Origin of the sequence: Puniceicoccus vermicola (genome assembly GCF_014230055.1) — a bacterium.
Lineage (GTDB): Bacteria > Verrucomicrobiota > Verrucomicrobiia > Opitutales > Puniceicoccaceae > Puniceicoccus > Puniceicoccus vermicola.
Genome location: NZ_JACHVA010000083.1, coordinates 11,767 through 23,342, shown reverse-complemented (window position 1 = coordinate 23,342; position 11,576 = coordinate 11,767). Strand labels below are relative to the sequence as shown.

At 58.3% G+C, this 11,576-nt stretch carries 10 protein-coding genes; all 10 read right to left on the bottom strand.

What is annotated here, in order from left to right:
• Window positions 1-891: 891 nt before the first annotated feature.
• Window positions 892-2,310 carry a di-heme oxidoreductase family protein gene (locus H5P30_RS10760; protein WP_185692954.1) on the bottom strand — a complete coding sequence of 473 codons (1,419 nt, stop codon included), beginning with the start codon at window positions 2,308-2,310 and terminating at the stop codon, window positions 892-894.
• Window positions 2,311-2,429: 119 nt separating this feature from the next.
• Window positions 2,430-3,581 (bottom strand): imelysin family protein, encoded by a 1,152-nt coding sequence (locus H5P30_RS10755; protein ID WP_185692953.1) that lies wholly within the window; start codon window positions 3,579-3,581, stop codon window positions 2,430-2,432.
• 104 nt (window positions 3,582-3,685) lie between these two features.
• Complete coding sequence (locus H5P30_RS10750; protein ID WP_185692952.1) at window positions 3,686-4,465, bottom strand: porin family protein; 780 nt, start codon at window positions 4,463-4,465, stop codon at window positions 3,686-3,688.
• Window positions 4,466-4,835: 370 nt separating this feature from the next.
• Window positions 4,836-5,654 carry a TatD family hydrolase gene (locus H5P30_RS10745; RefSeq protein WP_185692951.1) on the bottom strand — a complete coding sequence of 273 codons (819 nt, stop codon included), beginning with the start codon at window positions 5,652-5,654 and terminating at the stop codon, window positions 4,836-4,838.
• Window positions 5,651-6,409, bottom strand: a complete 759-nt coding sequence (locus tag H5P30_RS10740) for a hypothetical protein (protein WP_185692950.1) — start codon at window positions 6,407-6,409, stop codon at window positions 5,651-5,653. Before H5P30_RS10740 ends, H5P30_RS10745 begins: the two co-directional genes overlap by 4 nt.
• A gap of 8 nt (window positions 6,410-6,417) precedes the next feature.
• The gene (locus H5P30_RS10735; protein ID WP_185692949.1) at window positions 6,418-6,903 is read right to left on the bottom strand and encodes an ExbD/TolR family protein; all 486 of its coding nucleotides are present in this window, start codon (window positions 6,901-6,903) and stop codon (window positions 6,418-6,420) included.
• Window positions 6,900-7,562 (bottom strand): MotA/TolQ/ExbB proton channel family protein, encoded by a 663-nt coding sequence (locus tag H5P30_RS10730; protein ID WP_185692948.1) that lies wholly within the window; start codon window positions 7,560-7,562, stop codon window positions 6,900-6,902. The genes H5P30_RS10735 and H5P30_RS10730 overlap by 4 nt, the downstream gene beginning before the upstream one ends.
• Before the next feature lie 18 nt (window positions 7,563-7,580).
• The gene (locus tag H5P30_RS10725) at window positions 7,581-10,184 is read right to left on the bottom strand and encodes a tetratricopeptide repeat protein (RefSeq protein ID WP_185692947.1); all 2,604 of its coding nucleotides are present in this window, start codon (window positions 10,182-10,184) and stop codon (window positions 7,581-7,583) included.
• 6 nt (window positions 10,185-10,190) lie between these two features.
• The gene (locus H5P30_RS10720; protein WP_185692946.1) at window positions 10,191-11,072 is read right to left on the bottom strand and encodes a fructosamine kinase family protein; all 882 of its coding nucleotides are present in this window, start codon (window positions 11,070-11,072) and stop codon (window positions 10,191-10,193) included.
• Window positions 11,056-11,538 (bottom strand): low molecular weight protein-tyrosine-phosphatase, encoded by a 483-nt coding sequence (locus H5P30_RS10715; RefSeq protein WP_185692945.1) that lies wholly within the window; start codon window positions 11,536-11,538, stop codon window positions 11,056-11,058. The genes H5P30_RS10720 and H5P30_RS10715 overlap by 17 nt, the downstream gene beginning before the upstream one ends.
• Window positions 11,539-11,576 lie beyond the last annotated feature (38 nt).

Below are 11,576 nucleotides of genomic sequence, written 5' to 3'. Positions count from 1 at the left end.
ACTCCCGAAGGGTCAGGACGGCGGCCCGCACAATTGCGGGTCGCCGTGAAGGAGGGCGGAACGAACAGCGTACGGGTAGTAGAACGTCACTTCAGCGTCCCAATGGCAGAGGTCTCGATAGCTCAGCTAATCGGGACCGAAAGTAGTGAGAGCTTCCAGCTCTCTCGATCGCGGTCTGTCAAGCGCTCAACTTTGAAACTAAGCTGACTGAGCGGTTTTAAGTCTGATCCGCACTCGCACGGAAACCGAACGGCTTATGCGATCAGTAAAAGTGCTACAGGCTGCTAGCCTGTGTCCCGAATGTCGTGCCGCCAAAGGTAGCGAGGGTTGGCCCAACCCGCATTCTGCGAATTTAAGAAGGATCAGAGTTGATCGCTTTATACTCACCGAGGTGCGCCATTGTGGGTTACCTAGCTGACCATTGACGGAATCGCGGTGATGTAAATAGGCAGAGAAGTAGGGGAGCAGCTTCAGCTGCCCCATCGCGTATTTTCCGAACGGCACCTGAGCAAGACCTCTCGAAACCGCAGGACCGCGCAGCTAAAGCTGAGCGGCTACGGGAAGTAGGGGAGTAGCTTCAGCTGCCCCCATCGCGTATTTTCCGAACGGCACCCGAGCAAGACCTTCCGAAACCGCAGGACCGCGCAGCTAAAGCTGAGCGGCTACGGGGAGTAGCTTCAGCTGCCCCCATCTCAGGGTCGCTCGATTGAACTGGTTGTCGTCTGGAAAAAGGGGCTTCCAGCCTGTGTGCCGAACGTCGTGCCGCCAAAGGTAGCGCGGGTTGGCCCAACCCGCATTCTGCGAATGTATGGGGATCAGAGTCGATTGCTTTATACCCACTGGGGTGCGCCATGGGCCATGGCGCGCTACCTGAGTTGATCTGTTGGGATCCTACAACGACTCGAGAAACGCGATCACGGCTTGGCGGTCTTCGGCGGAGAGATGGGTGAAGTCTTCCTTGCTCTGCTCGGCTTCTCCGCCGTGCCAGAGGATGGCTTCTTCCATGGTGGAGGCGCGGCCGTCGTGGAGGTAGGCTGTTTCTCCGTAGACGGTGTCGAGGGTGCCGATCCCCCAGAGAGGAGGAGTGCGCCATTCGCGGCCGGAGGCGTTGAAGATGGGACGCTCGTCCGAAAGGCCTTCGCCCATGTCGTGGAGAAGCAGGTCGGTGTAGGGCCGAATCGTTTGATGAGACACTTCCGGGATCCCCTCGACTTCTCCCGTTTCCATTTTCGGAATGTGACAGGAGGCGCATCCGATTTCATGGAACAGACGTTGTCCGCGGCGGACTTCCAAGTCTTCCGTATTTCGGCGACCGGGAACGCCGAGGAGCATGGTATAGCGACTGACGTGGTCGAGGATCTTGTCTTCCACTTCAGGCTCTCCACCAGTCGGATAGCGTTCACGGTCGTAGGGTGCCTGATCGTGGTCGTCGGTGAAGAGAGAGGTCGAGAGCCCCATATCTCCGAGGAAGGCGGCGGCACTTTGATGGCGCACGGTCGGCTGCTCGGCCTTCCAACCAAAGCGTCCGATCAACGGGTCGCCTTCGGAATCGGTTCCGACGATGGAGAGTTTGCCCGAAATGCCGTCTCCATCGCTATCGTCTGGATCGGCGAAGGAATGAAGAGTTTCGGCGGAAATCGCTTCGAGGAGGCCGACTCCGGGAATTTGAGGGGCTAGGCGCGGTCCGGTGAGCAGGCCTTCTTCGGGAGGCCCGTCCTTCCATTCCGAATAGGTCAGAATGGGTTTCTGCAGGGTGTAGGGAGTGCCGTCGGGGTAGGTGCCTTCGATGGTTTCCCAATCGAGCGAAATGTTGACCTCGGGCTGGAGGCCGGGGAGCGAGAAATTTTGTAGCTGAAGCCCGTATTGGGGATCCGGAATGGGGGCTCCCGTTTCGGGATCGATTCCCCGGCTAATGCGGATCAGCAAGGCGATGGGAGCCTCTTCGGCATTTTCCGGCATGCGTCCACGGGAATCGAAGGTGTGGCAGCCAGTGCAGGAGCGGGCGTTGAAATAGGGGCCGACACCGTCGCGGGCGACTGCGGAGCCTGGGGCGGCGATCCAGTTCTGCTTAAAGAATGAGTTGCCGACAAAAAAGGAGGTACGGTTCTTGAGGGTGAGATTGGGGGTGGGGCGATTGAAGGCGTCGCGTCCCTGCTCGAAACGCGTGGTTTCCCCACCACTATCGGGGCTGGTATCATATTCAAATACTTCGACAGAATTGGGAAGAGATTCCCGGTTCACGGCACCGAGTAGCAACAGTCCGAGACTCGCGATGGGGACGAATAGGATTTTGGTGCGGAGAGAATTCATGGAGAATTTTGAAATGATGGGTAAACAGATCATCCCTTCCTCAATCACGAGGAAGGGATGGCTGTTCAACCAATCCCCCTTTATTCGAGGGGGATTACTGATATGGTCAATGTGCTAGGCTATTCTACAATCGCGATCGAGAGGCCCATTTCGGAAGCCAGCTCTTGAATCATCGCGGCTTGGGTGAAGAGAGAATCGACCAAGATTTGGAGAGACGCGCGTCCGTTCTCTTGGAGGATCGCTTGGTCGAAAGGAGCGGGAACGGTTGCGGCGAGGGCCACGGAAGTCTCGATCTGAGCTCCGATTTCTTCAGCGACTTCGGGATCCATTGCGGCCGCGAGGTCGCGGATGCCAGGACCATCTGTGAGAGAGCGATCGAGTCGGCTGAAGTAACGGCCTTCATAGACGTTGAGCGCACCTTGGGCGTTCGCGAGAACGTCTTTGTGGGTGTTGTCGCTAAAGCAGGAGTGCTCGTCTTCTTGCGCCTGAGTTTCCAAGGCCACGAGAATGCGTTCACCGGAAAGCTCGAAACCACTCATCATTCCAATTCCTTGAAGGATGTTGCGGATGGATTCGTCAGCGGGTGCTGCGATGAATTCGGCGCGGTAGTTGTCGGCGTCGGGCTGCCAAGCGGCTTCGAGGTCCGATAGGTGTTGGACCAGGAGATCGGCGGCGGCTTGAAGGTAAGCGAGGCGGCGACCCGCAAAATCGTCGGAGGTGAAGTCGCTCAGGGGACGTTCGCCCGCTCCGCCGTCGGTAAAGTCCTGTCCCCAGAGGAGGAACTCAATCGCGTGCCAGCCGGAGCTGATGTTCGTTTCCCCATCTTTCTCGTTCAATTCGGCGAGAAGTTCGGGGGTGATTTCCGGAAAGTCGGATTCGTTGTGAATGATTCCGCTCTCGGGCAGGCCTTCTACTGAGTCGATGTAAGATTCGTCCATCGGCCATGCGTTGAGAAGGCCTTCGGGACCGTCTTCTTCGGAGTCAATGGGACCTTCGTAGAAACGGTAGACTTCAGATTCTCCGTAGGAGTTACGGGCGAAAAGCCATAGTGCTTTGGCTTGGGAAAGAGATTCTTCGGTTGGATTCTCGGCCAGATTGGCGATGGCTCCTTGGAGGAGTTCCGCGGAGGCGAGAGAGTCCGCGTAATTGGCGTGGACGATGTCTGCGTAGTTTTCGACGACGCTTTTCTTCAGCTCTTCAGAGGGCTGGTCAGCCATCGCGGGAGTCGCGAAGGCCAGAAGGAGCGAGATTTTGGTGAGAGAGAGTTTCATGGTGTGGATGTTTGTTTTTCGAGAAAGTCAGGGAGTCTGGGCTTTACCCTGACGGCCCCCTTGCCATCGGCAAGGGGGCTCAGTGGTAAATTGGGTCGCAGGGATTAGAATCCGACCGAGGCGTAAACGCCGAAGGCAGGCTGGTCACCGATCTCTTGTCCGGTGGTGTCCTCTTCCTTCTCGATATCACGCAACGCAAAGGCGTAAGCGGCATATCCACCGACAGCGAAGCGCTCGCTGATCAGGTATTCCGCATCGAGGCCGACTTGGAGGTGGTTCCAACCGTCGTATTCTTCGGTACGGTAACCGAAGTCAATTCCGAGGAGAGCGTAGGGAGCGACCGAAAATCCTTCAGAAATTTCATAGGGCGCCGCGATAGCGACTTCCACAAAGGAACCTTCCGCTTCGAAGGAGTAGACGTAGTCGGCACTGGCTTCCAGGTAGTCGGTGATCGCGTACGAAACGCCAACGCCAACTTCGCTGTCGTCCGACTTTTCGCCGTCCTCGAAAAAGGCCAGGTAGGTGTAGCCAACATAGGCTTCCAGACCTTCGGTCAATTCGAAGGCAATCTCACCAAAAAGGTTCCATTCGTTGTAGTCGACATCGGTAGCGTCTGCATACCAAGTGCCGAGGGCGACTGGGCCCGCTGAGCCAGTAAATTCTGAGTAGACCAGTCCGCCGTCACCGAGGTCGTCACGACCTTCTGCGAGGTAGATGCTGTCCCAACCAAAAGTTGCGGAGGCGTCCGTTTCCATTTCGTTGAGGAATGCGAGGGGAGAACCCTTTTCCAACTCCTCGATTTCGTCGACCGCTTGCGCGGAGAGGGCAGCCGGAATCGCCAGACTGGCGGCTCCGATAATATTGAGACTCGATTTCAGCTTCATAGGGTTATGAGACATGTTCTCAGAAAGGAAGCTCGGCAAGAATAATTTGACACTTTTCTTGCCGGATTTTGACTCAAAGTGGGCGAGAGGGATTAGTGTGAATTTGTAAGATTTTGGATATGAATGTCCTATGAAAATTTATTCCCTTCGAATTTTCGATTTTGGTCCGACGTGGTGATTGAATTTTGAATCCTATTCACTGATTTGTATTAATAGGACTTATCAATCATGGCCGATGCGGATCCCCGGTGAGGTGACGAAGTCATTCAAGATCACCAAATCCTTCCCTCAAACCTTCCTCCCAGGCTCACGAATCGGTCCCGGGTGGACGGTCGGTCAGCTTTGCGCCGCTGGGGACGAACGGCAGCCCCTATTCGGATGGGGGAAGCCGGAAGAAGTCCCGGGTGTTGCGTCGGCTGATCTCAGCGATCTTTTCGGGAGTCGTTGCGAAGAATTCTGCACAATACTCGGCGAGGCGGGCGACCCGTGCCGGCTCGTTTTTCTTGCCCCGGTAGGGTTCGGGCGAGAGGTAGGGACTGTCGGTTTCGAGGATAAGGTTCTCGAGTCCATTGGCTTCGAGAGCTTCGCGGACTTCCCGGGCATTCTTGAAAGTGATGATGCCCGTGAACGAGCAACGGGCTCCGGTAGCGCGAATGGTTTCGAGAGTTTCTTCGCCCTCGGAGAAACAGTGGAAGATGGCGCGCTCGCACGGGAATTTCGTCTCGGAAAGAATTTCCAAGCTTTCTGAGACGGTTCCGCGCGAATGAATGACCACGGGGAGGTCGTGTTCTTTCGCCATCTCCAGCTGCTGGACGAAGGCGTTGCGCTGGCTGGCCATCCGCACCTCTTTCCTGTCTTTGGGGAGCCGGGTGAAATCGAGTCCGATTTCGCCGAGTGCGCATGGGGGGACTGCTTGGTCGCGACGGAGAAGCGGAGGCAGTTGAGCGAGGACCTCTTCGTAGTTTTCTTCGACATGACAGGGGTGGAGGCCGGCGGTCCAGTGGACGATCCCTGGAAAGCGTTTGGCCAAGCCTTGATAGCGGCTCCAGTCGTCGAGGTCGGTGCCGATCGCAATGCACTCCCGGACTCCGGCTTCTTGGGACCGCTGAAGCCATTCTGGCGTGGAGAGTTCCGTCTCGCCGGATTCCTCCGGAGGGTGGCAATGGCTGTCGATTAAATGAAGGCTCATGGTGAAGGCTGGGAGGACGGAGGCGGAAGGTAGTAGGTCACGAGAGAATAGCCATCCTGACGCGGGATCCCGTTTTTAGTGCTGGAGAGAATTTTACGAATTGCGCGGTCGACCGTAACATCGCCGCTGGACTCGACGAGGAGTGCTGGCGGGCGGCTCCAGTAGTGGGTGCGGTCGAGAAGGAAGGTAGCCGGGTTGAGGAAGGTGGCTCCCTGAGAGGTTTCCTGAATGGCTTCGGGGAGGGGGAGGGATAGGTAGGAGGTGTCTCCTTCCAAGAGGTCCAGCACGCGGAGGGTCATCCGATCGGCGGGTAGTTGGAGGTCGGCCAGGCCCTCGCGACCGAAATTCTGGAGCGAGCTTTTCGACTGCTCTAGGAGCCAGACGCCAGGGTTTTCCTGATTGGTCTGCTGGGGGATCCACGACGACCAGTCCCGGTTGTTCTCAATGAGGAAGAATGGTGGGAAGCTACTGATCTCGCGAGAGATGGAGAGCGCCCGAAAATCCTCAAGACCGGGACCCGGTCGCTGGCGTCCCGATTCGACAAGAAGGGTGAGGGGGTCGATGAGGGCGACGGTCTCCGGATCGGCCCGCCCTAGGTAGGTAAGCTGTTCACCGCTCTCGGTGACCTCCTCCGGGGTTTTTACTTTAATTTCGATTAAGAAGAAAACGGCGGCATGGAGAGCGAGCCCGAGCAAGGCGGCCAGCACCGCGATCAGGGTGGGCTTGGGGAAAAGCTTGTTCTTTTTCCTGACCATGCTCGGATTTAAGGAGCAGTGGATTGGGTTTTGGCGGCCATCTGCACTTGGACAAAGCCGGCCTGTCGGGCACTTTCGAAGATCTCGGCGATCGATTCGAAAGGAGTGGTCCGATTGCTGAGGAGAAGCAGAGTCCCTTCTTCCTTCTTGGTGTTGTCCATCAGGTCACGAAAGGCGGTATCCATCCGTTCCAGCGGATAAGACCCGAGGTTCGTCACGATCTTTCCGTCCCAGACCGTGGCCACCGCATCCGCCTGGACCCCGATGACGCTCTCGCTGCTCTGGAGAACTGGTAGGTCAACGGTGACCCCAGGGCTGAAGATAAAACTCTGGCAGAGGAGAAGAGTGATCAGGCAGATGAGGGCCAGATCCGCAAAGGCGATGGTATCGACTCGGAAGCGGGGCGGGCTCAAGCGCTCGGCCAGGCCGAATGGACTGGTGAGGAGGTTCGTGGAGTCGAGGTTCCGCTCGGAATCCGATTCGTAGGACTTCATGCCTTCTCCTCGCGTTCAGGTGACTCTTCGGGCGGCGTGTTTTTCATGTTCTCAATCCACTGAAGCAGGTCGTGCCCGACCGACTCCATGTCGTGGACGACGGCTCGCAAACGACCGTGGAGAAAATGATGGGCAAGGTGGGCCATTGCGGCAATGGCCAGGCCGGCGATGGTGGTCAGAAGTGCTTGCGAGATCGCCCCCGCAAAGTCGGAGGGGTTGGCGTAGGCACCCTCATTTTGAAAGATGAAAAAGGCGTCGTATCCGGCGAGGATGGTGCCGAGAAGTCCGAGGATGGGAGCGATACGGGCGATTGCGGCAATGGTCCCGATCCGGCGCTCGAGGATCGGAATCTCAATGAGGGCTGCGGATTGGATCGCCCCACGGATGCGGCTAATCGGCGCGTCGTAGTTGAGCAGTGCGGCTTTGACGACGTTGGGGATCGGCCCCGGTGTCTCTTCACACACCGCAAGCGCCTCGGCGAGACGGCCTTTGCGCAGGAGGTTTTGGATCCCATCCACGAAGGTGCGGACTTGGATCTGACCCTGATGGAGAAAAAGGGTGCGCTCGACGAAGAAGATGAAGCCGAAGACACTAATGATCAGGAGCGGCCACATAACGGGGCCACCTTGTTGGAAGAGCGTGAAGTTTAGGAATTCCATGGTTGGGAAAAGAGGATCTCAGGATTCGGAGGCACGAAGTTCGCGGGCACGGAGTTTTGCCCGGGCGATGTTACGGCCGGGAAGGTTCTGGTTGTCGATGATCTCAAGGAAGCGGGTGGCTTCGTTGGGCATGCCGTCGGCATCACTCCAAGAGGAGAGTTCGAGGAGGGATTTTGAAAGCCAGAAGGCGAGGGAGGCGTTGTCTGGATCGCGTTGATCGAGGAGGGGAGAGACACTCTGCCAAAGAGAGTCACGGGCTTGTTCGAGCTCGCCGGCTCGCCGGAGTGCTTCGGCTCGTTTGAGTTGGCTCTCGAGGAGAACCGCACTCGGGATCTCGGGCACGCTGCCCACTTTGGCCAGGGCCGCTGCCGCGTCGAGGAGGTCCTCGTTCGAGGCGTCAGGATTCGCGAGGATGGTCTCCGCGCTGCCGATATCGGCCAGGTAGTGGAGTGGATGGTTGGAGTAGCGATTCGCCGTATTCTGGAAGAGGAGACGTGCGCTGCTGAAGTCGCCGACCGAGCGGAGGATTTCGCCTTCCTTGAGTCGGGCGTGGATCGCCAATTGGTGGTTGGGGAAGCGGTTGACGATGCTCTCCAGGAAGCGAATGGACTCGCTGACGGACTCCGGGGTGCCGCGGGATTCGGCGATGATCGCGGCCTCAAATAGGGCGAGCGGGGCGTAGTCGCTGTCGGGGAAGCGGTCTGCCAGGTTGACGAGCCGCTGCTGCGCTTGGCCCGTCAGATCCCGGCCAGCGAAATAGCGGGCTTCGAAGAGGTAGCTTAGGACGGCGGCTCGGCGATTGGGGAAGCGGGAGCGTAGGTCGTTCATGACCTCGGTGCCGCGCTCGGTTTCCCCGTTTTTGAAGAGGATTTCCCCTTTGAGAAGGAGGGTCTGGGCGAGGATGGAGTCTACGGCCTGACCATCAATCGGAGCGCTCTCGGCTGTGGCCGGTTTCGATAGGGTTGCCAGCAGAGAATCGATCTCGGCAAGGGCGTCGGCATCGCGACCGAGCAAGGAGAGGGTATAGGCTTCGAGCCAGGCAAAATTGTGGCGCGTGCTCAAGGGCAGGTCTTCCTGGGAGAGGACACTGCGTATCTCGACCAAGGCCTCATCGGTCAGGCCATCGCGAATCATGGTGCGGGCGAGATTCCAATCGATCCGCCAGCGAACCTCGGCGCTGATGACCGGGTTATCCACGATGTTCTCGTTTCTCCAGTCGAGCACTTGGCGGGTGAGCCCGGTCTCGAGCATGGCGAGGGTATACTGGAAGGCGGTCCCCTCCGTCGGCTCGAGGTTCCAAGCTTGGCGGTAGGCGAAGGTGGCTGAGGAGTAGTCGCCATTTTGGAAATACAGATCACCAACGAGCTGCAGGTAGAAAGGTCGCTCGTCCTTGGGCAGCTGGGGAATCACTTCCAGCAAGCGGGCGGCAGCGGTGCGGTATTGGGGTGGGTCTTGCTGCCAAGCGAGGAATGCGGAGGAGAGGCGGGCTGCCTGACGGATTTGCGAGCCGGGATATTCCTTGAGGAGTTCTTCCACGAGCTCCATCGCCTCCGCTTGGTTCCCGAGGCGGGAGAGGAGTTCGGCGCGGGCAAAGAGAAGTCGGTCGCGGATCGGATGGTCCTGACGGGAGTCGATGATAGCGGCCATAGTGCTGGCCTGACTCGGCTTGGCCTCGCCGATGTCGCGGAGAAGCAGGTTGAGGGCGATCCGCAGGTTGTCCCGATCATTCCCCGTGCGGAGGATTTCCCAGAGGGTCGCTTTTCCTTCGGGGGTAGAGAGTCCTCGGAATACGGCGAGGGGAAGGAGGATTTCGTCGGCGATGGTCGAATCATCCGCTTCCGTGGTGTTGGCGAATTCTTCGAGGAAAGTGATGGCCTCTTCGGTGCGGCCCAGCCCCATGAGCACGAGAGCGTACTCCCGGGCGAGTTGGAGGCGCATCGGCAGGGCGACCGCCGATTCGTACTGGTTCTTCAGGGAGATGACCGTGGCCTCATCCACTTGGCCACGAAGGATGTCGAGCCGGGCTCGGATCGAGTCGAAGGTATCCAGAAGAAACGGCGACTGGGTCGAACGGTTCGCGAGGCCAAAATACTCGTTCGCGCGGGCGAGGTCGTTCTGGCGATCCGCGAGGAGACCCAGCATGAAATAGTACCAGGGAAGATCCTGAGGGGTTAGCTGGTCGGGCGAGATTGTTCGCAAGCGATTGCGGGTCTGCACAGAATTCCCGAGAAGGAAGTCCGCCATCGCCCAGCGGAGTCGGATCGAAGGGCTATCGGTGTCCCCGCTGTCGCGCAGGAGTTGGATCACCACTCCGGGGCGGTCCATCTGAATGAGTGCGGTGAGGAGATTGAGCGAGGCTTCGTTTTGCTCCTCCGGGGTGAGAAGCTCATTCTTCGTGAGAGGGAGGAGGAGTTCGATCCCGAGACCGGAGAGACCGGTGCGGACGGCCCGGACGCCGCCTTCCAAATTGCGGAGAGCTTCTGCCCGCTCCTCAATGGGGTTCTCGTCGAGAGGGAAGTCCTCCAGATCCTCGAACTGAGCGGACAGGGGAGAGAGGATCCCGATCAGCAGAAAGATCGGGAAATAACGAAGGAAATAGGCCAAGGTCGGACGGAGTCGCATCGGGAGTCAGGAAGCGCCTTTTGCAGCGGCGTTGAGTTCTTCGATCATCCGGACGGCTCCGGTCTGGTAGCTCGAGCCGAAAAGGTTCAGGTGGTTAAGCACGTGATAGAGGTTGTACAGGGGTTGCCGGGTTTTCCAGCCTGGACGTTCCGAAATTTGTTCCTGATAGGAACGGTAAAACGAGGTCGGGAATCCACCGAAGAAATGGGAAAAGGCGAGATCGGTTTCCGGATCTCCGAAATAAAAGGCTGGATCGAAGAGGACTGGGTTGCCCGCCCCATCGCTGCCCGCATTTCCTCCCCAGAGGTCCCCGTGGAGAGGAGCGGGGATAGGTTCCGCTCCGTCGGGGAAAAAAGATTCGATGCCGGAGAGGAGCGGCTCGGCATCCGGTAGGGAATGGCCTTGTTTTTGAGCCAGAGAGATTTGCGGAAGAAGACGGCGTTCGCGGAAAAACTCCGGCCAAGAGGTGTTGGGAGCATTTGGCTGAGGCGTCGCTCCGATAAAATTGTCCTGTTCCCAGCCGAAGGTCTCGCTTCCGCCCGCTCGATGGAGGGCGGCCAATTGTTCGCCAAGGATCGCGCCGGAACGGTTTTCGAGGGGACCCAGATCCATCCATTCAAGGAGGAGGACGAACTGCTGGCCCACTTTGCCGCTCCCGACGAGGGCCGGAGTTCGTACTGTCTTGGTTCGGGCCAGTGCGGTGAGGCCGGCGGCTTCCGTCTCCAAGAGTGCGCGGTCTCCCCACGAAGATTGTTTGAGGAAAAAGGTATCGCCGGAAGTCTTCAGGCGGCGGCTGTCGTGAATACAGCCTCCCCCGACGGGCTCGGAGGATAGGATCTCGATCGGATGACCGAGGAGATCCTCCAGAAATTCAGCCAGAGACTCCATCGTTGTTCGTTACCCAAGTGAGAAGCGATTTCGATCCGTTTTCGAGAATATCGAGGACATTCTCGAAACCTTTGTCCCCGCCGTAGTAGGGGTCCGGAACTTCTGTGACGTTGGGGAGACTCACCCAGTCGCAGAATCGGCGGACCTGGTTGCGGGCATTCTCGTCCGGAGCCAGGGCCTGGATGTTGCGATAATTTTCATCGTCCATGGTGACGATCCAGTCGAAGCGGTCAAAGTCTTCGACTCGGAAGCCGCGGGCAATGCTGCTGAGCTCATACCCGCGCGTGCGCGCGGCCCGACGCATACGCGAGTCGGCGGGATCGCCAGCATGAAAATCGATCGTGCCGGCAGAGTCACAGGTGATTTCGTCGCCCATCTCGGCATCATGGACGTTTTTGCGGAAAATCCCCTCGGCCGCAGGCGACCGGCAGATATTTCCCATGCAAACAAAGAGAACACGGATCATGGATGAATGGTCTTTCTTGGGGTAGGGAGGTGGGGAGT

Coding starts and splice junctions, on each gene's coding strand:
- H5P30_RS10760 (WP_185692954.1), bottom strand. CDS start 2,310: ATGAATTCTCTCCGCACCAAAATCCTATTCGTCCCCATCGCGAGTCTC.
- H5P30_RS10755 (WP_185692953.1), bottom strand. CDS start 3,581: ATGAAACTCTCTCTCACCAAAATCTCGCTCCTTCTGGCCTTCGCGACT.
- H5P30_RS10750 (WP_185692952.1), bottom strand. CDS start 4,465: ATGAAGCTGAAATCGAGTCTCAATATTATCGGAGCCGCCAGTCTGGCG.
- H5P30_RS10745 (WP_185692951.1), bottom strand. CDS start 5,654: ATGAGCCTTCATTTAATCGACAGCCATTGCCACCCTCCGGAGGAATCC.
- H5P30_RS10740 (WP_185692950.1), bottom strand. CDS start 6,409: ATGGTCAGGAAAAAGAACAAGCTTTTCCCCAAGCCCACCCTGATCGCG.
- H5P30_RS10735 (WP_185692949.1), bottom strand. CDS start 6,903: ATGAAGTCCTACGAATCGGATTCCGAGCGGAACCTCGACTCCACGAAC.
- H5P30_RS10730 (WP_185692948.1), bottom strand. CDS start 7,562: ATGGAATTCCTAAACTTCACGCTCTTCCAACAAGGTGGCCCCGTTATG.
- H5P30_RS10725 (WP_185692947.1), bottom strand. CDS start 10,184: ATGCGACTCCGTCCGACCTTGGCCTATTTCCTTCGTTATTTCCCGATC.
- H5P30_RS10720 (WP_185692946.1), bottom strand. CDS start 11,072: ATGGAGTCTCTGGCTGAATTTCTGGAGGATCTCCTCGGTCATCCGATC.
- H5P30_RS10715 (WP_185692945.1), bottom strand. CDS start 11,538: ATGATCCGTGTTCTCTTTGTTTGCATGGGAAATATCTGCCGGTCGCCT.